This is a genomic window from Cytobacillus sp. FSL R5-0377 (genome assembly GCF_038004385.1).
Taxonomy (GTDB): Bacteria; Bacillota; Bacilli; order Bacillales; family Cytobacillaceae; genus Cytobacillus.
Genome location: NZ_JBBORA010000001.1, coordinates 479,139 through 502,010, shown reverse-complemented (window position 1 = coordinate 502,010; position 22,872 = coordinate 479,139). Strand labels below are relative to the sequence as shown.

Annotated in this window: 23 protein-coding genes; 18 read left to right on the top strand and 5 right to left on the bottom strand. The window is 39.9% G+C overall.

Features of this window, described 5'->3' with window-relative positions:
• Positions 1-5: 5 nt before the first annotated feature.
• Positions 6-1,253 carry a helix-turn-helix domain-containing protein gene (locus tag NSQ49_RS02525; protein WP_159869113.1) on the top strand — a complete coding sequence of 416 codons (1,248 nt, stop codon included), beginning with the start codon at positions 6-8 and terminating at the stop codon, positions 1,251-1,253.
• A 169-nt stretch (positions 1,254-1,422) separates the two neighbouring features.
• On the opposite strand, the gene NSQ49_RS02520 is transcribed toward NSQ49_RS02525, so the two are convergent.
• Together NSQ49_RS02520 and NSQ49_RS02515 are read right to left on the bottom strand one after the other, a co-directional pair.
• Positions 1,423-2,328, bottom strand: coding sequence for a DMT family transporter (locus tag NSQ49_RS02520; RefSeq protein ID WP_251282917.1), 906 nt, complete (start codon positions 2,326-2,328; stop codon positions 1,423-1,425).
• A 323-nt stretch (positions 2,329-2,651) separates the two neighbouring features.
• Positions 2,652-2,804 carry a hypothetical protein gene (locus tag NSQ49_RS02515; protein WP_159869116.1) on the bottom strand — a complete coding sequence of 51 codons (153 nt, stop codon included), beginning with the start codon at positions 2,802-2,804 and terminating at the stop codon, positions 2,652-2,654.
• A gap of 284 nt (positions 2,805-3,088) precedes the next feature.
• Here NSQ49_RS02515 and yyaC point away from each other — a divergent pair, with 284 nt between their 5' ends.
• Together yyaC and NSQ49_RS02505 are read left to right on the top strand one after the other, a co-directional pair.
• Positions 3,089-3,712, top strand: a complete 624-nt coding sequence (gene yyaC, locus NSQ49_RS02510; RefSeq protein WP_251282897.1) for a spore protease YyaC — start codon at positions 3,089-3,091, stop codon at positions 3,710-3,712.
• Between the two features lie 109 nt (positions 3,713-3,821).
• Positions 3,822-4,496, top strand: coding sequence for a GntR family transcriptional regulator (locus tag NSQ49_RS02505; protein ID WP_251282898.1), 675 nt, complete (start codon positions 3,822-3,824; stop codon positions 4,494-4,496).
• Between the two features lie 30 nt (positions 4,497-4,526).
• Here NSQ49_RS02505 and nadX read toward each other — a convergent pair whose 3' ends face one another.
• Positions 4,527-5,333, bottom strand: a complete 807-nt coding sequence (gene nadX / locus NSQ49_RS02500; RefSeq protein ID WP_251282899.1) for an aspartate dehydrogenase — start codon at positions 5,331-5,333, stop codon at positions 4,527-4,529.
• A 557-nt stretch (positions 5,334-5,890) separates the two neighbouring features.
• On the opposite strand from nadX, the gene NSQ49_RS02495 reads away from it, so the two are divergent.
• Positions 5,891-7,336: a hypothetical protein gene (locus tag NSQ49_RS02495; protein ID WP_159869128.1), complete on the top strand. Its 1,446-nt coding sequence runs from the start codon at positions 5,891-5,893 to the stop codon at positions 7,334-7,336.
• A gap of 92 nt (positions 7,337-7,428) precedes the next feature.
• Positions 7,429-8,106, top strand: a complete 678-nt coding sequence (locus NSQ49_RS02490) for an NAD(P)-binding domain-containing protein (RefSeq protein WP_251282900.1) — start codon at positions 7,429-7,431, stop codon at positions 8,104-8,106.
• 19 nt (positions 8,107-8,125) lie between these two features.
• Here the strand turns inward: NSQ49_RS02490 and NSQ49_RS02485 are convergent, their stop codons facing one another.
• Positions 8,126-9,508, bottom strand: coding sequence for a hypothetical protein (locus NSQ49_RS02485; RefSeq protein WP_251282901.1), 1,383 nt, complete (start codon positions 9,506-9,508; stop codon positions 8,126-8,128).
• Positions 9,509-9,943: 435 nt separating this feature from the next.
• Complete coding sequence (locus tag NSQ49_RS02480) at positions 9,944-10,288, bottom strand: hypothetical protein (protein WP_341070337.1); 345 nt, start codon at positions 10,286-10,288, stop codon at positions 9,944-9,946.
• 861 nt (positions 10,289-11,149) lie between these two features.
• Between NSQ49_RS02480 and NSQ49_RS02475 the strand changes: the two genes are divergently transcribed.
• The 13 genes from NSQ49_RS02475 (at position 11,150) to NSQ49_RS02415 (ending at position 22,841) form a co-directional block, all read left to right on the top strand.
• Positions 11,150-11,482, top strand: coding sequence for a 2Fe-2S iron-sulfur cluster-binding protein (locus tag NSQ49_RS02475; RefSeq protein WP_159869140.1), 333 nt, complete (start codon positions 11,150-11,152; stop codon positions 11,480-11,482).
• Between the two features lie 63 nt (positions 11,483-11,545).
• The gene (locus tag NSQ49_RS02470; RefSeq protein WP_251282902.1) at positions 11,546-12,316 is read left to right on the top strand and encodes a creatininase family protein; all 771 of its coding nucleotides are present in this window, start codon (positions 11,546-11,548) and stop codon (positions 12,314-12,316) included.
• A gap of 224 nt (positions 12,317-12,540) precedes the next feature.
• A complete protein-coding gene (locus NSQ49_RS02465; protein ID WP_019382771.1) occupies positions 12,541-13,272 on the top strand; it encodes a TenA family transcriptional regulator in 732 nt (243 codons plus the stop codon).
• Positions 13,273-13,394: 122 nt separating this feature from the next.
• Positions 13,395-14,858, top strand: a complete 1,464-nt coding sequence (locus tag NSQ49_RS02460; RefSeq protein WP_251282903.1) for an aldehyde dehydrogenase family protein — start codon at positions 13,395-13,397, stop codon at positions 14,856-14,858.
• A gap of 20 nt (positions 14,859-14,878) precedes the next feature.
• Entirely contained in the window at positions 14,879-15,358 is a 480-nt protein-coding gene (locus tag NSQ49_RS02455; protein WP_159869149.1) for a GlcG/HbpS family heme-binding protein, read from the top strand.
• A gap of 85 nt (positions 15,359-15,443) precedes the next feature.
• Positions 15,444-16,040, top strand: a complete 597-nt coding sequence (locus tag NSQ49_RS02450; RefSeq protein ID WP_159869152.1) for a chromate transporter — start codon at positions 15,444-15,446, stop codon at positions 16,038-16,040.
• Complete coding sequence (locus NSQ49_RS02445; RefSeq protein WP_159869155.1) at positions 16,037-16,567, top strand: chromate transporter; 531 nt, start codon at positions 16,037-16,039, stop codon at positions 16,565-16,567. Before NSQ49_RS02450 ends, NSQ49_RS02445 begins: the two co-directional genes overlap by 4 nt.
• Before the next feature lie 15 nt (positions 16,568-16,582).
• Entirely contained in the window at positions 16,583-17,269 is a 687-nt protein-coding gene (locus NSQ49_RS02440) for a GntR family transcriptional regulator (protein ID WP_159869158.1), read from the top strand.
• 300 nt (positions 17,270-17,569) lie between these two features.
• A complete protein-coding gene (locus tag NSQ49_RS02435; RefSeq protein ID WP_159869161.1) occupies positions 17,570-17,920 on the top strand; it encodes a 2Fe-2S iron-sulfur cluster-binding protein in 351 nt (116 codons plus the stop codon).
• 295 nt (positions 17,921-18,215) lie between these two features.
• Positions 18,216-18,689 (top strand): RidA family protein, encoded by a 474-nt coding sequence (locus tag NSQ49_RS02430; RefSeq protein WP_159869164.1) that lies wholly within the window; start codon positions 18,216-18,218, stop codon positions 18,687-18,689.
• Between the two features lie 193 nt (positions 18,690-18,882).
• Positions 18,883-20,667 carry a cache domain-containing sensor histidine kinase gene (locus NSQ49_RS02425; protein ID WP_159869167.1) on the top strand — a complete coding sequence of 595 codons (1,785 nt, stop codon included), beginning with the start codon at positions 18,883-18,885 and terminating at the stop codon, positions 20,665-20,667.
• Positions 20,636-21,427 (top strand): response regulator transcription factor, encoded by a 792-nt coding sequence (locus NSQ49_RS02420; RefSeq protein ID WP_251282918.1) that lies wholly within the window; start codon positions 20,636-20,638, stop codon positions 21,425-21,427. The genes NSQ49_RS02425 and NSQ49_RS02420 overlap by 32 nt, the downstream gene beginning before the upstream one ends.
• 100 nt (positions 21,428-21,527) lie before the next feature.
• Complete coding sequence (locus tag NSQ49_RS02415; RefSeq protein WP_251282904.1) at positions 21,528-22,841, top strand: extracellular solute-binding protein; 1,314 nt, start codon at positions 21,528-21,530, stop codon at positions 22,839-22,841.
• Positions 22,842-22,872 lie beyond the last annotated feature (31 nt).

The following is a 22,872-nucleotide window of genomic DNA, read 5'->3' as shown; positions in this document are numbered from 1 at the left end:
GCAGCATGATCATAGGAAAAATTATTAAGTTTTACAGGGAAAAAGCAGGATTAACACAGGGCCAGCTGGGGGAAGGAATCTGTTCTGTTACCCATTTAAGTAAAATCGAGAGGGGAATTACCGAATACTCCGGTGAAATTACACTCCTCCTCGCCAGGAGGCTCGGAATCGATCCTGAAGAGGAAACAATGCGATATCATCAGCTTGCCAAAAGGCTGGATGAATGGCATGAGAGTATGATCATGCAGCGTTTGCAGGAATCTGAGCGTATAAAGAAAGAACTGCAGGGTGAAAAACTGATTCATATGACTGACTTTCAAACTCTATATCGCCTGCTGTCAGCCAGATATTTTTTATCTGTAGGTGATTTGATTTCAGCATCAGATTTAATTTCGGATCTTAAAAAAGCTTCTGCTGCATTGTCACCTCATAATGCTAATTTGTTAAAGCATATCCAGGGCATTTATTACTTTCTAACCGGCCAATATCGTGACTGTATCAGCTGCTTGGAATCCATTGACAGAGATCAGTATAGCTACGAAGAATACTATTACCATTTAGCGATTGCCTACCATTCCATCCATTCGAATATTACCGCCTATTATTATGGAGAAAAGGCGCTTCAATATTTTCAAAGAACCTTAAACATTCTCCGGATTATTGACACAGAAATGCTGCTGATTATACAGCTAAATTCGAAGGAACTTCATGATTTTCATGAAACGAAGGAAAAATATGAACAGCTTATAAAGCTATGTGATGCATGTAATTCAGGTGATCGCAAATCCAAGCTATATCATAATCTGGCCTTTGAATATTTTCGCCGAAAGAAATATCGGAAATCAGCTGGTCTATATGAAGAAGCATTAAAACTTACCGCTGAAAAATCTCCTCACTATCTGACTGCTTTAGATGGATATATTCATACCTGTTATAAAGGGAAACTCAAGTCCCGAAATATCTTAATAAAATTAGCTGGAGAAGGACTGGAGAGGGCAAGAGCTGCTGATTCATATACCTGGATTTATTTTCAGCTTCATCTCCACCTGCTGAAGGATGAAGAAAGGCAATACTATCAATTTATTGAAGAAATAGCATTGCCATACTTCAAAAATATTGGATACGGCATTTTAATCGACCATTATGAGAAAAAGCTATTCCATTTTTACTCAGAAAAAGGCGAGTCAAAAAAAGCAATAGCACTAGCCAGTTCTTTTATACATAAGCAAAAAAGCTATTATGATCATGATTAAATAAACAGAAGGCTTGTTCACCGCCAATCGGGAACAAGCCTTTTGAATTCATTTTATCAGTTAGCCCATGCGGCAATTGCACAGCATGTTCTGCAGGAGAAACTCCCAGCATCATTCTCTAAAGACTTAATAAGGTCCCTTCTACTTCATGTATGAGTCTAATAAATTACTAGGCAGTCTTATTTTTCATGGCTTGTTTAGTCATCTTTCTTTGAAAAAATTTAGCATTAGTTCCTATATATACACCCGTAAGAACAAAGGCTGCTCCAATTCCATGCGCAATGGTGAACGTTTCACCCAAAAAGATTGTAGCCATGAAAACAGCAGACACTGGCATCACATTAATAAAAATGGAAGCCTTGGCCGCTCCGACCTCTTTAATTCCGTTATAATACATGACAAATGAAATCACGGTAACAAAGATACTCATATGAGCAATAGCAGCCCAAGTTGTAAAGTTGGCTTGCTGAAGATCCATCCACGTTGTTTCTGCAGAAGCAAATGGCAAAAGAAATAAAGTCCCATAGGCAACGGCATATGTGGTCGATTCCACTGAGCTGAATTTTTTCAATGCCACTTTCCCCACAACACTATAAATGGCCCAGCTAATCACAGCCCCCAGCAGTACAAAGTCAATTGGTTCAAAGCCATATTGGAAAAGAGAGAGCAAATGGCCATCTGTAATAATAAACACTGCACCTGTCAATGCAACGGCCATTCCCATGATATGATTTTTCGTAATTTTCTCTTTAAGGAATAGTCCAGATAAAAGGACAATAAGAACCGGATTGGATGCAATAAATAATGAGCTTTTAATCACCGGTGCGTGCTTTGTGGCCAGAAAGAAACAAATATTATACAGCGCAATTCCAGTCAGGCCCAAGAGAGCAAACAGTCCATGATCTCTTAAGTTTGGCCGCTTCCGGTTTTTCTCCATAATCCACATAAGCGGAAAAAGCAGGATGGCAGCTCCTAAAAACCGCAAAAAAGCAACGGTTGCAGGTTCGAAGATTTGAACAGCAAACTTACCGGCAATAAATGCGCTGCCCCATGTTGCAGTAGCCAAAGTCAGCATCAAATAAATCAGCCATAATCTCTTTTTCAAACGAACTCGCCTTCATTTCTGTAAAAATTTTATAAATAGTATTATAACATCTTTTTCGAAAGTCGAAATAGTTAATTTTTTATAACTTGAAATTCACATCTAAATTTAGGCTATAAGGAAGAGAGGATTATGATGTTTTTTACTTTATCGGTTATGAGGTAAAGTATCGAACAAAAAGTGGAGGGGGGAAATAATGATACTTGGCCATTTCAGTAAATTAATGCATGGTAAAGGCGGAGAAAAAAAACGGATTCAGGCAAAAAATGAAGAAGCTGATCAGGATACCAGCTTCTTTATCGTTTATTCATTCTGGAATTGCCCTCATCGACCATCCCCCTTACTTCTTCAGCCAATCTGTCAAAAACCTGATTAACCCTATTCATTAAAATATCCTGGGAACCTCCATTTTGATTATCAATTCCTTCATTTATATTGTCCTTTTTCATTAAGAACTCACCCCCGCAAAAGTTATCTTTTGTATAGGGCTGCAAAATATTCTTCGCAGTAAATTACACAGGTAATGAAAGCCAGCTTGGACTTCGGGTATGATTGAAGAAAGATATAAAGAAGTCCGAGGATATGTTACCTAAAGTCCGGGTAACTACATAAAATATTGGCTGAAAAATTTCCAATTGCTCCTTTCATTGTATAAACTAAGAATGATTATCAATTAAATTTTTATATAACAATACTGATTCACAATATATAAACCCTGAGAGGAGGTAAAAAAATGTGGCCATTTTCATCCAGCAAAACGAAGAAGAAGAATGTCATTGATGCAGCAAGTTACATTTCCATCAAAGAAACAACGGAAGAAGCGGAAGTTGAAAAGATGGTATCGAAGCTGGAGCAGATTTTTTACAGCACATCCAGGGAAATCGTTATTTTATGCATTGGATCTGACCGCTCTACAGGAGACTCTCTTGGGCCATTGGCAGGTAAGATACTTAAAGAGAAGAACATTCCCTATCCAGTGTATGGGACTTTAAAGGATCCGGTCCACGCTTTAAATATCAAAAAGGTACTTAAAGAAATAGAAGAAACCCACCATAATCCCTTTATATTTGGCATCGACGCCTGCCTTGGAGACGAAAGGCAAATCGGCTATATTTTAATAAGAGAAGGATCTTTTATTCCAGGGAACGCAGTGAATCGGGTTCTCCCGAGTGTGGGTGACTATCATTTGAAGGCCATTGTAAATACGCTCGATCCATTATCACCAGTGCACTCTTTAAATAGCACGAGACTGTACATGGTTTTAAAACTGGCTGAAATTATCGCGGAAATTATTTCACGGGTCGCGGCAAATGATCGGACTTCCCGGGGAAAGATAGAAAAAATAAATGTGCCGTAAAGGTGAGACTAGTAGAACTCCCTGGTAAATCAGCCAAAAAATTGCTGTTACCCCGACAGGTAAGTTATAATGGGCAGTAAGGTTACTAAAGAGAGAAAGAGGGAAAGGGATGGTTAACAATTGGACGGAAGATAACCTGATCTCAATACGCGAGAGGGTTTATCTGCATATTAAGGATCTTATTTTAGACGGGGAATTTAAAGCGGGAGACCGGCTGGTTGAACGTGAACTTGCTGAGCGGTTAAATATCAGCAGGACACCAATACGGGAAGCGCTGTTCCGTTTGGAGTCCCAGGGGTTTGTTAAAACAGTGCCAAGAAAAGGCGTAATCGTTGCCGATATATCTGAAAAGGAAATAATTGAAGTATTCACCATTTTATCTTCACTTGAAGTACTTGCAGCAAAATTAGCCGTCCAAAAGCTGGATGAAGGAATGGAAAGCAAATTCACTGACAGTATTCAAAAGGTCAAGGAATACCTGAAAAATCAAGAAGAAGATGCTGCTGAATTACATAGAGAGCTAAATCATCTCCTATATAGCTCTGCCAAAAATGTGAAGCTTTATGAGATGCTGAGCGGATTGTCCGATTACATTCGCGCTTTTGCCAAAATCGGGCATAAAAATCCAGGCAGGGCAAAGCAGTCTATGGATGAGCATTTAAAAATCATGGAAGCCATCGTCAATAAAGAAATGGAAATGGCAGAATATCTTACCAAAATACATATTGAGAATTCAAAAAAAGCATATATTGAAGCGGTTCAGCAGAACGAAAATAAAAATTAAGAAAGAGCTTGAGCTCTTTCTTAATTTTTTTTAAACTCCAATCACGAATGGCGAAGTTAAATTTTTTAATACCTTAGCTACACTCATGGCGACAATTGGACTCGATTTTGGATTTTCTTCATAAGGAACATTCGAAACGGAGATTTCCACTTCGCCAAAATACCCCTTAGCCTTAATGGTATGAGTATTTGTTCGGATAGTCGGATCAGCATATACCTTCACCTTTGTATTTTCAAATCCAATACCCGCCAGGCTAAGGGCTGCGGAAACATTCACACTTTGCGGAAACAGCCTGGATGACTCCCGGGCATTTCCTTCATAAATACAAAATGGTTCAGTCAGCATATGTAAATCCACTTTTTCTTCTGCAATCGTACCTTTCCAGCTGCGGGGATGTTTTCTTGTGATTAATGTAATATCTTCAATCTCCCCCAGTGCCCCTGCTGCAATCCGGTCCAGGCCGGCTATAGCTGCAGAGGGGATAAAGATCTGCCGGTTTTGCTGCATGGCGACATCCTGCAGTTTTTCATAAAAACAGGCATCTCCTAATGCTCCTACAGAAAGTACTACTAGATGACTTCCATTTGCCAGCACTTTTTCTCCATAAAGGTGTAAAGCCTCATGACCTGCTGCCTCTATGATAATATCTAAATCACCATTAAAAAAGTCGTCTTCATCTGATGTAAGGGCAAGTGATTGTTTGTCAGCATGATCAGCATGTTTATTACTTCTGACCAGCACCGACTTCAGCATCACATTGCCGGCATGGCCGGTTTCTATTAATTCTGCAATGGTTTTCCCAAGCGTTCCAAAACCTATAATTCCAGCTTTAAGCATGTTTTTCACTCCTTCTTGGGCTAAGCTCTAAGTATAGGTATCTATAGAGGTGGCATACGATATACTTTGTGCAATTTTAATCTAGATTTTAACTTAAGTTCATAAAGAGAGCAATACATTTTATAGAAAATAGTAAAACATCTAAATTTTCAAAATTATTTGCACAATAGTTGTTTTTAGTGTTATTATAGTATACAAGTTAAAAATAGTGAAAAAGGGAGGTGGTCATAGTTCTCATGTGCAGAAGGGTAGATGCATTTCAATGGAATCTGTCAATCTGCTAGCATAAGAGATGGATAAAGGGCTATTAAAAGCGGTACATCAGCAGTAAAGCCAGTCAGCCATGTTAAACGCTTTTTTGTTTTTTGGCTATTTTGGTATACAATCTACCAAATGCTGTATTCTGTTTGGCAAATGTTACAAATTCTTACTGGTTATGCTAAATTTCTGGGTATTACATAGTCAGCTGCAGATAAACAGTTTATGCCTCCAGGAATCTGTCTTTTGCAATCTTTCATAGAGAGCTATTTTTTATTACGAAACACGGAGGGGAATATATGGAGTTAACATTTGCTCATTGGGTCTATGCAATTGTTACTGTGTCTGTCATCGCCACCATGCTTTTCAGGAGAGGCGTTGTCTTGCCGGTAATCATCGGAACTTTCTTAGTGGCAGTCATTTATAAAGGCAGTCTGATTGCTGGCTTTCAGGCTGTATTTAACGCTAATCTCCTCGCAGCAAAAGAGTTATTCAGCATATTCTTAATTATTTCACTCATGATCGCTCTGCTAAATTCTTTGAAGGATTTGGGAGCTGATAAGAGGCTTATTGGTCCGATAGAGAAAGTCATGGTGAATGGGCATGTTTCCTATTTAGTACTGATGGTTACAACCTACGTGATCTCTCTCTTTTTCTGGCCAACACCTGCAGTCCCGTTAATCTGTGCACTGCTTGTACCTGCAGCTGTTAGAGCTGGGCTGCCTGTGATGACGGCTGCCATGGTAATTGTCATTGCCGGTCAGGGCATGGCATTATCCTCTGATTATATCATGCAGGTAGCACCGATGCTCAGTGCCAAAGCAGCTGGAATTGATAAGTCCATGGTTGCGGATAAGACGCTGGTTCTTTCCGTTATTACAGGTGTACTCGCATTGTCTTATGTTTATGTGGCGCATAGAAAATCAATCGTGAAAAATGGGCAGCATGACTCCAAGTTAAACCCGGAAGATGCCGCTTTCTTCGGTGTAGCAAATGAGCTTGCTGCCACTGCTGAAGAAAGTGCCGAAATCATTCAGCGAAAAAACACATGGGGCAAGGTTTTTGCAGTATTAGTGCCCTTATCGATGCTGGCTGTTATGATTTATATGTTCTCAACAAAATTAACAGGTGGTACAGGCTTTGAAGGAACAGATGGAGCTGCATTCATTGGCGGTGTTGCGACAGTTTTATTCGTGCTTGCCACTGTGGTATTTAATCGAATTAACGCTTTAGATAAGGTAAGCGAGCATTTAACAGAAGGCTTCGTGTTTGCCTTCAGGGCGATGGCTCCGGTTATTCCAATAGCAGGCTTCTTCTTTATGGCAAGTTCAGACTTCACTGGCACAATATTATCATTAGATGAAAGCGCTGCCAAACCAGCCTTTTTGTTTGATATGATTCAAGCTGGCCAGTCATATATACCTGAGAATGCCTTTGTTGCAGGATTCGGTCTGTTAATTGTCGGTCTGATCACCGGCTTGGATGGGTCAGGTTTTTCAGGGCTTCCGTTAACAGGTGCCTTATCAGGTGCATTAGCAAGTGGAAGCCATATCGATCCTTCCACTTTAGCGGCCATTGGACAAATGGGTGCGATCTGGGGTGGTGGAACAATTGTTGCCTGGTCTTCACTTGTCGCTGTAGCAGGATTCCTGCAGCTTTCACCGCTGGAGCTGGCGAGAAAAAACTTTATTCCAGTCGTCGGCAGTTTATTTATAGCCACACTAGTTGCCATATTAATCTGGTAAAACATTAAGCTTGAAAAAAAGTAGGCTATCCTGCAAAGTTAGAATAAACTAACTAATGGGATAGTCTTTTTTATTTAGAGAGGAGTGAGGATTTGAAAATTGGCTTAGCAGGTATAGGAAAATTAGGTACAGCAATGATGACTCACTGGCATAAATCAAACTTTTCAATAGGCATTTTCCATCCCGACAGGTCAAAGGCAAAACACTTTGCTGAAAAGTTTCCTAACGCACTTCCTTTAACAGATAAAGAGATGAGACAATTGGATATTATTCTGCTCGCCTTGCCGGCTGGAAAGGTAATTTCTTTTATCGATAGCCTTATTAAAGAGAACTCTTCTATCGCCTTCATTAATATGGCGACCGCGCTTCCAACTAAAGTGATTAAAGATAGGCTCCCATCCTGCAAGGTGTTTGGATTGAAATACATGGGGCATTCGAGAGATTTAATGGAGAATGGAAAGGGATTATTTATAACAGAGGACCATCTCCCTGCTCCCATACAGGATCTATTCAGACCAGTGGGGGACATCATAATAGACAGAGAAGAGACGGTATTAGAAGTAAATAAACAGGCAACCTATTTTGCTGTAAAAACGGCTGTTGAAATTGAAACTGAATTCGCAGGGAAAGGATATCACCCAGCTTACGTTAAAAAAGGCCTTACTTCTCTTGCTCCTGAAGTCATACGTTCTTATAGCGAAGGTACATTGGGGCATTTTGCAAATGAAATTGTGAAGGAAATACAGGAATCTAAAAAAGCTGCTGATTAACTTTCAGCAGCTTTTTTTATTAAAGCAATCTTTCAAGTAAGAACAAATAAAGCATCACAAATGCAACATATACTGCCGCAAAAGGAAGATTCCAGCTTGAGACTTTATAGGAATCGACTTTGATAATGTTAGACATGAGACCTAGGGTGGCATTATATGGGCCTACCAAGAAGGCGGAAACCGCTCCGGAAAGCATTGCGACTGTAAGGATATGAGGAGAAATTCCGATGGCTTCCGGGTTAACTCCTTCAATCATCAATGCAAGGGAAACAGCAGGATGGAGGCCCAAAAAGGCCAGCCCTAAAGGAATCAGAGGCAGGAGGATCAGGAAAATCTCGACTCCTGCTACACTAATAAAAGCTGCAATCCAGTCAAAAAGGATTTCATTTGCCTTCGAAATATTTATCGCTGAGATAAAAAAGCCTGTTGATAAAAAAATAAAAAATTGATCCTTCATGCCCATAGCGAAGGAGTTGAAATGGTCAGATAACTGATGGACAAATTCCTTTCCTTTACGTAAAAATAAGGACCAGCTGAAAGCAAAGGGAATGACGATCAGCGAAACCAGAATTAAAAATGGCAATGAAAATTGTGTCTCTGCAAAGGAAACAAGGATATTAAATATACCAATGGCCACCAGGATCTGAAAAACTCTTCCCGTGCGTCCGTCATTAGGCATTTCAATGGCTGCAGCTGTTTCATGCACGGATTCTTTTGCAGGATGAGGGAGTTTTATTGGCTGTGACTGACGGGATCCAATAAACCAATCCATTGCTAAACCTAATATGCTCAGTGGAATGACATAAGGGAGGATGGAGCCCCAGCTGACACCCGTCATCGTTATCACAATTCCCACAATAGGTGTTACCGGGGCCCAGATTAATGGCATCGCAAACCCTCTGGAAATGGCCCTGCTCATAAAACGTTCCTTGTTCCTTACTGGAAAGCTGCCCAGTGCAGGCCGGATTGAATAATAGGTCATGGGAAGTGTGGCAAGATTCATGAAAATGCTGAAAAAGTAAGAGATTCCAGAAGTCATCATATACAATTGGCCAGATGTTTTTACCCGTTTTTGAATGATAGCCTGGATGCCTTCCCCATATCGCCCCAATTTAACAGGAATCCCCAGGATTGGTATCAGCGTAAACATGGTAAGCAAATCTAGCATAGGTCCAAAAGCAAAAATATATTGCTCCCACCCTGAGTTGCTTGTCCAGAGCAAAACTGCACCAAAAATGAGGAAAATGCCCCCGAGTATTCGAACAAATTTCTTCGTCAGCCGGAATGTTAAAACCACGATGATGCAACACAATATAGATAGGAGGGAATCAATATTCCATTGGGGAAGCAAGGTGGACAGCAAAAATAAAGCGATCACTGTTGAAAATAAAACTCTTAACATAGTAGACACCCTCATTTATTGAATTTTAATGGTAATTGTATACCAAGATGCCATTTTAGTTGTATATATTTAAAAATTCGACTATAAAATTAATTAATTTTGGTATTTGGTATACAACATTATTGTAAATCTGAAAAATTCATCATATAATAATGATAATAGGATTGAAAAAAGGAGGCTGCCCTGATGTTCCATTTTCTATTTGGATCCAAATATGCAATTGAGAAAACTGAAAGAAAATTAGCACGTCTAAGAAGAACATTAAAATTCTAATCATGCCGCCATGCTTTGGCGGTCTTTTTTATAAAAAAAGTTGTTTGCACAATGTTTTTACAGAACTCAACGGTTAATAGAAAAACGCAAAAAGAGCCAAAAAAATTATTAAGTGAACAGCAAACCCGGAAGAAGAGATGCTTCCTCCGGGTTTTAAAAATTTTATACGGCTACTTCATCAGATTTAACCAGCTTTGAATGAATAGAGTCTTCGCTGTTGCCGGATGCCTTTACAATCTCATCCAATTCTTCCCTGGCTGCTTCAAGCGTTTCAAAACGTTCAAAGAATTTAACACCAATATGATTTACATATTCTTTTCCTTCGTATTCTTCAAATAATTGGATTTTAATATTTTCATCTAAAACCTCTGCAATAGTGTACTTAGCCTTCAACTTATCGAAAAAATAAAAATGATACGTCTCAACCGGCTTTAATCCCTCGTTTTCAAGAATGGTCTGGAAAGTATCTTTATTTGTTAATACAATATATTTACCCAATTTAAACACTCCTTTTAATCTAAAATATTTTCAGTAAGTTACTATAATATGTATTTAGGCAGCATACCTCCCTTTTGTTGGAATATTGTATACCAAGAACTTTAAATGTATTTTATACTAAAACTTCAAATTTTTCAATTATAAATTCTAAATTTTTTAATAATTCGGTGAAAAAGATCTGGTAGAATTCATAATAAAAATATGAATACCTGTTCCATTGTTCATAATAACAAAAATTAAGAGGGGGCTTGGCTTGGACTGCAGTTAGTCCTGCTGATATAGCGGCGATAATGGGAGAACTTCATATTAAAAGGGAGTGAATCAGTTTAATTAGCGCCGATATTAAATATCCCCATGTCAAAATAGTAAGGAATCTTCATGAATAAGGACGAAAATTAGCCGTCCCTCGCCAATTTGGTAGTAATCCCTCGAAATTAAGCCGAAAATAAGCGTACTTTATTTGAAATGGGAGTTAATCTATTCGAATAATGCCGAGATTAAATGTTCTAATGTTAAACAATTAAGATCGAAAATTTAACCTGCCTCAGCCAATATGGTAGTTAATCTGATTGATTAGTGCCGATATTAAATATCCCCATGTCAAAATAGCAAATAATCTACATGAATAACACCGAAAATCAGCGGTCACAGCCAAAATGGATGTTTCCATTCTTAATAATGCCGCCGAAAATCCGGCCAGGGAACTCTTAAATGGGAAATACCTGCAAATCTTCATATTCTATAAAACAATTCCATAACCAGAAGCATTTACAGCAAAAAATAAAAAACAAGTTTGCTAATCTGCCAGAAAGGTTGTATACTTCGGAATAAGTATCTAAATTTTTAGAATAAACAGAAAGGGGTAATGATATGCCTAAGGTTACACTGCACGTAAATGGAGAGATTGTAGAAAAGCAGGTAAAGGATAATGCGAACCTGGTAGTACTGGCAGGGATCCGCCAGTTTCCAGAATTAAAATACGGTTGTGGAATGGGAAGATGCACAAAATGTACTTGTATCGTTTTAAACGGGGGAGATAATCTCGCACCGCCAAATTGGAAGGAAGAAAAAATGCTCGGCGATAAAGTGAATGAGGGGTACCGGTTAACTTGTCAAATGACCATCCAGAATGATATTGAAATATCACAGGAAAACATCTCTGTAAAGCCTCCTAAAAAAACAACTGCAGCTAGTAACAAATAGTTTTTTATTTTTATTTATTAACGGTATACAAAATACCTAAAAAATAAGCGAGGTATTAAAAAAATGAATTGTTATAATCTTACCAAGATGACGTGGAAGGAAGTTGAGAAATCCTTAGAAACTGTAGAATTCGCTATTATTCCTGTCGGAGCACATGAGCAGCACGGGCCTCATATGGCGGAGAGCTGTGATGCAGTGCTGGCAGAAAGAATGGCGATAAAATTGGGGCAAAGAATGTTTCCATATGCTATTGTGACGCCAACTGTTAACATGGGTGTTTCCGAGCATCATATCCATTTTCCAGGCACCATTACACTACAGCCGACTACTTTGATAGCTGTTCTGAAAGACATGGTTTCATCCCTGAAACAGCATGGCATCAAGAAGTATCTGTTTTTAAATTCCCATGGGGGAAACCAATCTACATTAAATCTTGCAGCAATGACTATCACAAAAGAATTAGAAGTAGAAGTATACTATGCAAAGACCACTGCCTCTGCGAAAGAATCAATAGGGAAATATGTTAAATCTTCTCTATTTGGACACAGTTGCGAAAGGGAAGTGTCTGAAGCTCTGTATCTGGCTCCGGAATTAGTAAAAAAAGACTTATTAGAAAAAGGTGAAATCAAGCAGGGCGGAAGGTGGGAACGGCTCCGGCCGGGGAAGGCTGTTCAAGGTTTTTATTTTTATGAAGAGATGACTGAAAATGGCTGTATAGGTGATGGCCGGCAAGGGAGCAGGGAAATCGGGGAACTAATTGTAGAGGAAGCCCTGAATCATCTTGCAGAGGAGCTTTCTGAACTGCTTGATTTGAAAGAAGAGCTGCTTTACTAATTCTTTCAATCTAGCATATAGAAAAAATAATCTTTAAAAAATTCTAAAAATTGTGTTTACAATTTAATAAGAATAGGTTATGATTTTATTAAGGTATACCAAAGACCAAAAAACACTAATTAATAGGGCTGATAATAAGCAACCTATTATTTTTTAAAAGAAGTTTTGGTATACAAAATATCAAATGCCAATAGGCTACATAAATTTCGAGGAGGAGTTTACACATGCCAGAATTATTATCTAAAGATGAATTTCGTAAAGAACTAGAGGAAGCGATTAAAGGAAACCACAGTCAGAAAGCTCCATTCACAGTAGCTTGGGCTGAAGGAAAACTGGAAAGAAAACATTTTGCGAGATGGGCTGAAAACCATTACCACTATGTAGGTCCATTCGCTGATTACTTAGCGTACATCTACCACAACACTCCAACCGATCCAAAATTTGAAGCAGCAAAAGATTTCACACTTCAAAATATGTATGAAGAAGAAATTGCTGCTGACCGGCATACTGACCTTTTGATTCGCTTTGCTGAAGCTTGCGGAACAACCCGCGAACGTGTAATCAATCCGGAAAACATGGCACCGACGACATTAGGACTTCAAAGCTGGTGCTACGCAGTGGCTGCACGTGAAAACTTTGTTGTAGCAACTGCAGCTCTTGTTGTGGGCTTGGAGTCACAGGTGCCGGATATTTATCGAAAGCAGACTCCTGCTCTTCGTGCTCAATACGGATTCACAGATGAAGAAATCGAATTCTTCGACCTTCATATCGTATCCGATGAAATCCATGGAGAGCGCGGCTATAAGATTGTTCTTGATCATGCTGACACTCCTGAATTACAGCAGCGCTGTCTGGAAGTAGTGCGTACAGGGGCGAAAATGCGCCGCATGTATATGGATGGCCTATGGAGAGAATACCTTGAGCAGGATCTTGGCTCTTTAGTAGAAGCAAAATAATATCTATTATCCAGGCCGTCACATTAAATCTTGTTATACGAGGTCTATGTGGCGGCTCTTTCTTTAACCAAAGAATTTGGCGCAGTAAAGGGAGAAATAAACAGAGAGTAAGGTGATTTCATTTGATTACAACAAAAGTAGAAACCTTCCATAATTATATCAATGGTGAATGGCAGGAATCGGAGAGCCAAAAGAAGTTTCAAAGTGTAAACCCTGCAAATACTGAAGATGTCGTCGGCTTTTTTCAGGCATCAAATGAAGCTGATGTAAAGCTGGCTATTGAAGCTGCCAGAGACGCATTCCCTGGATGGGCAAAGACAGCCCCATCCAAGCGTGCTGCCATTTTAAACAAAGCTGCGGCACATCTTGAAGAAAATGCGGCGAAATATGCAGAAGAACTGTCTAGAGAAGAAGGTAAGCATGTCAATGATGCAAAAAATGAGGTCCTCCGGTCCGCACAGACACTTCGTTATTATGCGGTTGAGGGACAAAGCTTCACAGGTGAAACCTTCCCTAATGATGATCCAAATATGAGAGTATCAACGGAAAGAGAACCGCTCGGTGTTGTAAGTGTCATAACGCCATGGAACTTTCCAATCTCCATTGCCGCGAGAAAAATTGCTCCAGCATTAATTACTGGGAACACAGTTGTGTTCAAACCTTCATCAGATACCCCTCTGATTGCTGTCCGGCTGGTAGAAGCACTCCATGAGGCAGGTATACCAAAAGGGGTCTTAAACTTTGTTACAGGGAAGGCTTCTGATGTTGGTGATTTATTAGTTACTCATCCTGCAGTAAAAGCTGTTACATTCACTGGTTCCACAGCTGCGGGTGAGGACATTCACAGCAAGAGCTCATTTACAACCCGAACTCAAATGGAACTGGGCGGAAAAAACCCGCTTTTAGTTATGGAAGATGCTGACCTTGATCTGGCGGCCACATTAACAGTAAATGGCGGATTTTCTTTAACAGGGCAAGCCTGCACAGGTACGAGCAGAGTGATTGTCATGAAGGAAGTAAAAGAAGCATTTGTTGAAAAATTAATTGAAAAAACGAGCGCCCTTAAAATTGGCAGCGGCTTTGAAGAAGGAGTAAAGATTGGTCCGCTTGCAAATGAAAGACAGCTGAAAAACGTCCTGAAATATATCGAGTTTGGAAAAGAAGACGGTGCAGACCTTGTATATGGCGGTGAACAGCTGACGGATGGCCAATATGAAAAAGGATATTTTGTTCAGCCCGCTATTTTTACAAATGTTAAACCGGGTCACCGCATTGCCAAAGAAGAAATTTTTGGCCCTGTAATTGCTGTGATTGAGGCGGATACATATGAAGAAGCCATTGCGATTGCAAATGACGTTGATTACGGATTATCTGCCTCCATCGTGACAAATAACTTAAAAACAGCCAGTCAATTCACAAAAGAAATACAGGCAGGGACGGTTAAAGTGAACAGAACTACAACTGGCAACTTAATCAATGCGCCGTTTGGCGGCTTAAAGCAATCAAGTACGGCTACATTCCGGGAGTCGGGAAGAGTCGGTCTTGAATTTTTCACTCAAGTTAAAACCGTTTATATCGGCTATTAAAAACTAAAGGAGAATGAAACATGAAAACAGCATTAAAGCTTGAACTCGAAGAAGCTAAATTGATGATTGAAGCAGCCAAGGAAAAGTCAGCTGAGATCAATGTGTTTGAAACTATTGCGATTGTCGATGACGGCGGAAGTGTAATTGCCCTTGAACGCATGAACGGAGCAAGAATCACCGGCCCTGAAATTGCGATTGCTAAAGCATACACAGCAGCTGGCCATAAACGCTCCACCCATCTGTTCAATAAAGAACCGAACGGGCCTGCCCTTCCAGGCAATGAGGCATTTGGCATTCAGCATATGCTTGATGGCAAATTTGCTGTGTTTGTCGGTGGATTCCCTATTGTAGTAAATGGAGAAGTTGTTGGGGGAATCGGCATCAGCGGAGGAAATGGTGAGCAGGATACCGCTGTAGGGACTGCTGCACTAAAAGCCCTTCAAAATTACCTGGAAAAAGACGGCTATGAAGTCGTAACCGAAGCAGATATTAAAAAATAATAGAAAAGGGACCTCATTCGTTATAGATAGATAGCGGAATGAGGTCCTTCTTCAGTCAAAAGCACCTAAAAAAGGGAGGATTCACATGAAGCCTTATCTTGAATTGGCGGTTGGATTTGCACGTACCGGTGTGACTGGGTATGGCGGAGGTCCCTCAACAATACCGCTGATCGAATTTGAAGCAGTCAAGAAATATAAGTGGATGACGGAGGAGGAATTCGGGGAAACTCTTGCGTTAGCAAATACATTACCCGGACCGATTGCAACGAAGATGGCTGCTTATATAGGCTATAAAGTCAAAGGCAGCATGGGTGCCACTGTAGCTATCCTGACGCATATCCTTCCTTCGATAATTGCAATGCTTGCATTGCTTGGCGTTTTATACTCCTTCCGCCAATCCCCGATTGTAAGTGGAATGGTGCAGGGAGTGACACCTGTCATCGGTTTTATGCTGGCCGAAATGGCGTATCGTTTTTACCAGAAGGGCAGCCAGGGCTTAGGGCTGCCAAAAAACCTAGTGTTGGCTGCAGTTTCACTTGTATTTGTTCAGTTTTTGGAATGGCATCCCGGTATATTAATTGCAATAGTCCTGAGCTCAGCATTCTATATTGCCCACCGGAAAGAAGAGGCAAATAAAAAGGCAGCTGGAGATTACATGCCAGTAAGGGAGAAAAGTTCATGATTTATTGGGAAATTTTTTGGGCATTTTTTATAGCAAATTTATTGGGTTACGGCGGGGGACCAGCAACCATACCACTCATTCAAATTGAAGTAGTCAATAACAATGGCTGGATGACACTCTCTGAATTTGGTGACGTTCTCGCCATAGCCAATGCGCTGCCGGGTCCCATAGCAACAAAAATGGCCGGATTTATCGGCTATGAACTGGGCGGAGTGCTGGGTGCAGCGGTGGCATTAGCCGCAACCATCCTGCCATCAGCTTTGGCAGTGATTGTGCTGTTTAAGTTTGTGAATTTATTTAAAGATTCCCCTAAAGTGAAATTAATGACCAAATCCGTACAGCCGATCATTGCTGTCCTCCTGGCAGTTATGGCCTATCAGTTCTTTATGTCAGCCTTCGAAAAAAGCGGAATGCTGCACCTTGTGCTTCTTACAGCTGTTGGCTATCTAACATTAAACAAATTCAAGGTTCATCCTTCTCTAGTTATATTCGGAGCTTTATTTTATGGAGGGATCTTTTTATCTTAAACAGGCGGTGAAACAATGGAAAAAATATGGGAGGGAAATAACTTAATATCTATACGCGAGCATGCGTATTTGTATCTGAAAAAACTTATTTTAGAAGGAGAATACCAGGCGGGAGACAGACTGGTAGAACGGGAACTTGCAGCCAAACTGAACATTAGCCGCACACCGATCCGGGAGGCTCTATTTAGGCTTGAATCTCAAGGCTTTGTGAAAACAGTTCCCAGAAAAGGGGTGGTTATCTCCAATATATCAGAGAATGAAGTACTGGAGGTCTTTACCATCCTTTCTTCTCTTGAGGTACTGGCGGTTAAATTGGCTGCGCAAAGAATGGATATTGACACACAAAAAGAACTCGACCTTAAAATCAATGAACTGATGGAACTTAGTGAACGGGATGAGGAACACTTCAATTCCGAACATATCCAGATGAACAGGCTGATTAATAAAGCATCCAAAAGCCCAAAGCTATATGAAATCTTATCAGGTCTAATCGACTTCATTCACATGGCTGCTAATATGGGATATGAAACACCTGGAAGAAGAAAAGACTCATTAAAGGAACATATAGATATTATGAAAGCACTACGCGATAAAGATGCTGAAATTGCGGAATACCTGATGCGGATCCATATTGAAAACTCGAAGAAGGCTTATATGGCATACATGGCCAGCATTAAGAATAGAGGTACTGTAAAAAATTAAACAGTTTATTGAGCGTTTTTTCAAAGAGAGGATCATTCAGGCAGAGAAAAAAGAGTTTGAAAGAAAAGATTGTGAAGTTTGAGCAGCGATTGACAAGGAAAGGTGAGATCGGAGAATAGATTCGCAACTATCGGCTTCTTAGCCAGGGAGATTGAAACATTAGTTTACATGAGGCGTGCAAAAAAGCATGTTTTAAAATATTTAAAATTTTAATATTGTCTGAATATTATTTATATGGTATATTGTATACCAAGGACAAGAGACTAACTCATATGAATAAGTTTAAGGAGGAATTCATTCATGCCAAACATCCATTTTGTCAACAGCAATAAAACTCTGGAAGTGCCTGAGGATTCTAATATATTAAGAATGTCGCTCCGCTATGATGGGGATCTGCCAAATCGCTGCGGCGGCGGTATTTGCGGCACTTGTGTTTTTAAAACCGAAGAAGGGGCCGAATACCTGGACAATGTGAAAATCCAGGAAAGAAGAAAGCTGGGAGAAGAGTGGCTGGAAAAAGGCTACCGTTTAGGATGCCAGACTTTTGTAACAAACGGGGATGTTACCATTTCCTGGGACGATAAAGTGACAGATCAGGTGAAAAAGAGAAAGCCGGATAAATTAAAGTCAGCTGTTCCTACTGGGAAGTGAGTTTCCCGAGATTGCGTTCTGTAATGGAGGAATTTAGTTATAGTCCGTTACAGAATGCAAAATAAATTCACAATATAATAGAAGAAGGTGAAAATATGTGGGTTTGTAATACACATTTAAAAGAAGCTATGCAAATATTAAAGACTCCTCATATTCGAAAAGCTCCTTACGAAATAAAGTGCTCACTTTGTGAAAATCTTGCATTTGCTAAGGTCTATTATACTCACCGCTCATTTAAATTCACTAAACACCTATATTCTTCATTAAAACAAAGTGTTTCTCAGGAGGCATAGCTATGGAAGGGGTAAAAAAGAGAATTGAAGAAAGACTGGAAGAGCTAAATATCCAGCTTCCTTTATTATCTGATATTGGAATGCCTTTCGAATCAGGTGTTATCTCAGGCAGCACAGTTTTTTTATCTGGACAAACTCCCAGGGTAAATGGCACACAAAAATATTCAGGTATTGTAGGGGAAGACATTTCTGTCGAGCAAGCAAAAGATGCAGCAAGAATTTGCACCCTTAATTTACTGGCAGCCCTTAAAGGGATCATAGGAGATTTAAATAAAGTAAAAAGAATCATTAAAATGGATGGGTACGTTGCATCAACAAGTGACTTTAAAAATCATCCTATCGTTATTAATGCAGCTTCAGAACTGCTTCATGACATTTTCGGAAAGGAAAATGGACATGCACGCAAAGCAGTTGGGCTTGCCTCTCTACCAGGCGGAGCCCCTGTAGAGATTGAAATGATTGTCGAAATCGAATAACTTCCAAACAAGGGCTGCTCAGGTATTGAGCAGTTTTTCTATTTATGCTCTTTTAATAAGATGCTATTATGACTTCAAGAAGGATAAGGAAACCTAAAAGACCTTTAATAATTATTGTAAGGGTTTTCAAGTTTTGCACCACTAAATCTGCTATATTTATATATATTAGATAAGCCGAGAATAGGAGAATCATATGAAGATCTTTTTTTCTTCTATAAAAAAATATAATACACTCCGAAATCAGATTCTAGCAGTGTTTTTAAGCGTTATGCTGGTTGTTCTGTCATTTGTTTCACTCGTTGTCTATGACCAGTTAGGCGGCTTTTTTAGGCAAAATGCAGAGCGGCAGGTTCAGCAAACCGCAAAAGAAGCCAACGGCAGAATGGAAACGATGTATAAACAAATTGACACATTGACTAACCAGCTTATGACCAATAGTACTGTTCAGAAAATGCTGCTGGAGATGCTTGAAGGGGAAAGCATGGATTACGTGAAATTGGAATCCCTGATTAAAATCATAAATAATACATATGCCTACTCTGATGGAATTTCATCAATTGAACTGTATAATGCAGAAGGCAAAAGGATATATCCTTTCGATGGCAAGAATATTTTTAATGTCATCGATTCAAAATGGATAAAAGCTGCCGACAAGGAAAAGGGGAGGCTTGTCTGGACAGGGAAAGCTGCCGGGAACAGCGACTATTCTGCTGCCATACGAAGAGTCAGTCTGATGGATCGCTGGTTCACGAATGGCGGTTATCTTATCGTGCGTATTTCCAACAGTTATTTTCAGATGCAAGGCAATAATGATGAAAACGGACAGAATGATTATATGATGCTGCTGGATCGCGACTTAACTCCTATTACGAATGATTATGGACTTGATATAAAAAGTATTATTCAGCAAAAGGAACAGCCAATTATCATTCGTGATCAGGAATATATGGCTGTTACTGAAAAGTCAGCTGTGACAGGCTGGACTTTTGTCATTCTTAAGCCGATGAGTTTTCTGCTGCAGGGCGTTTCGAAAGTTAGAGCTGTAATCATCCTGGCAGTTTCCATTGGATTCTTGCTGTTTGTCATTTCCTCCATTGTGCTCGCCACTATGATCACAAGACCTATTAAGAAACTGACTAATACAATGAAGAATGCCAAAATGGATGAATTAAAACTGAATCCTGAAAGTAATTCCTCACTTGAATTTATTGAATTAAACTATACCTACAATAAAATGGTTAAAAGAACCAACCATTTAATTCAGGTTGTCTATGAAAAAGAACTGCTGCGGTCACGAACTGAGCTTAAGGCCCTGCAGGCCCAGATCGATCCGCATTTTCTCTACAATACTCTAAATGCATTGTACTGGTCCCTCGAAGAGAAAGAGGAGGAGGAACTGGCTGAGATTGTCATTTCTATGTCGGAACTTTTCCGATATACAATCGGAAACCACAGCTCAAGTGAATGGGTTACAATACATGATGAACTTGATCATATCGAACGGTATATGCGGCTGATGAAAATGCGGCTTGGTGATAGATTATTATGGAAAATTACTGCACCACCCAAACTCCTGGGGGTGAAAATACCAAAATTAATTATCCAGCCATTAGTTGAAAATGCCATACAGCATGGAATTGAAAATACAAGAATACAAGGTACTGTCCTAATCCATCTAGAAGAGTCGGCTAAACGCGACACAGTTAAGATTACGGTGCAGGATAACGGTCCGGGAATTGATAAGGCTGAGCTTCATCAGTTAAATGAGGAGATAAAAAAGGAGAATGTATCTTCATTTAAGGGGATAGGGATGGCGCTGACAAATGTTAATAAAAGGCTCAGTCTTTATTATAAATCCAATTCCATTGCCGGTCTTAACCTGGAAAGTGAATCGGGTTCAGGGACCAAAGTTGTCTTCGAAATACCTGCGGGGGAGGGAAGTAATGGTGGATACAAAGATTATCTTAATAGTGGATGATGAAGAGACAACGAGACAAGGGCTGAAAAAGACATTGGAAGGATGGTCAGCAGGGAGATTTCAGATTATCGGCGCAGCTGACGGACATGAAGCTTTAGCGGTATTTAAAAGGACAAAAGTGAACCTGCTTATTACAGATATATGCATGCCGGAAATGACTGGATTGTCACTCTTGAAAAACATTAGAAACCAAGGGTACAAGCCTGCTGTCCTGATTATATCCGGCTATCCTGATTTTGATTATGCACAGGAAGCCATCCGGCTGGGGGTTCTAAACTATCTGGTCAAACCATTGCGGAAGAAAAGCCTTATAAGTGCAATTGAAGAGGCTCTTGAAACAGAAGCTCATATGGCCAGGGCAGACTATTTGGAGAAAATTGCAGACCGGGGTCTGTTAGAGCTGGAAGGAAAAAAAGAGTATGTAAATTCATCTGTCAAACAAGCCATTGCATATGTGAATGAAAATCTAACGGAACAAATTTCTCTTAAAGAAGTGGCTGATGCAGTGCATCTGAATGCCAGTTATTTTAGTGCAATGTTTAAAGAGCAGACCAAAATTACGTTTAGTGAATATTTGACAAGAAAGAGACTTCAATTGGCGAAAAAGCTGCTCATAACCACAGATTTGACCATAGATGAAGTGGCCAGGCAAGCTGGCTATCAAACTTCCAAGTACTTTATTAAACTATTTAAAGAGTCTGAAGGTATAACCCCAAGCAAATACCGAAAATTGACCGAACTTGATGAAACGCCCATCTAAAAAAAGTGGAATTTTTCCCAATCGCGGTTACCTTACCGCGATTTTTTAGTGATGTTATCATTGGAGTTGTTAGAATAATCAAGCAATAGGAGGTTGAGAAATGTTGAAGAAAGCGCATTCATTATTACTTATTTTAGTGCTGCTTGCGGCGGCAGCACTGACGGCGTGCAGCGGAAGCACTGATACGGCCACTGGTGAAAATGGTTCCAAAAAAACCATTAAGTTCATGCACTTATGGCCGGCAGGAAGCTCCAAACAGCAAAATCAGATAGTTACAGAAATTATTGAACAGTATGAAGCTGAACATGAGGGTGTGAAGATTGAAGTTGAAGTTCTTGAGAATGAACAGTACAAAAATAAAATAAAGGTACTTTCATCTTCTAATGAATTGCCTGATGTAGGTTTTACATGGGCAGCTGGATACATGACTCCATTTGTTAAAGGTAACCTGTTTGCAGAGCTGGATGATGTATTAAATGATGGCTTGAAGGATTCTTTTGTCAGCGGGACAACAGAAGCCTACGCTCTCGATGGAAAAACATATGGTTTGCCTCTTGAGCTGAACATTGCACCCATTTACTACAATAAAGAAATCTTTGAGAAATATAATCTTGATGCACCCCAAACATACAGCGAGTTTGAAAATGCTGTCAAGACACTGGCAGTCAATGGGGTGGCACCGATTGCCCTGGGAAACAAAGACCGCTGGACCGGATCTTTGTGGTATATGTACCTGGCAGACCGTATTGGCGGGGCTGAAGTTCTTAATAAAGCCATTGACCGTTCCGGTTCGTTTGAAGACCCTGCACTAATATCGGCTGCTGAAGAAGTTCAAAACCTTGTTAAAACGAATGCGTTTAATAAGGGCTATAATGGACTTTCAAATGACGAAGGCAAGGCGGAGTTCCTGAATGGCAATGCGGCAATGTACCTGATGGGAACCTGGGAGCTCCCTAATTTCACAACAAATGAAGAAATCCCTCAGGAATTCAGGGATAATGTTGGATTCTTTAAATTCCCGACCGTTGAAGGCGGCAAAGGAAATATCGACAGCTGGGTGGGCGGACCCGGAGTAGGCTTGTTCGTTTCAGAGAATTCAAATGTTAAAGATGAATCAAAAGAATTTGTTAAGTTCTTTGTTGAAAAGTGGGGAGAGCAATCTGTAGAAAAAGCAGGTGTCATCCCTGCCACGAAGGTTGATACAGGAAAAGTGGATCTTCCCGATCTGTATATCGATGTCTTAAACGAGTTGAATAAAGCCAGCAGCCTAACTTTATTTGCTGATGTCCAAATGAGTGCGGCAGTTGCAGAAACCCATTTAAACCTTATCCAATCCTTGTTCGGCAATGAGGTAAAACCGGCTGATTATGCCAAACAGCATGAAGAGGCTCTTAAGGCTGAAGAAGGGAATTAAAGATTCATGAGAGGATATATCAGCTTTTATG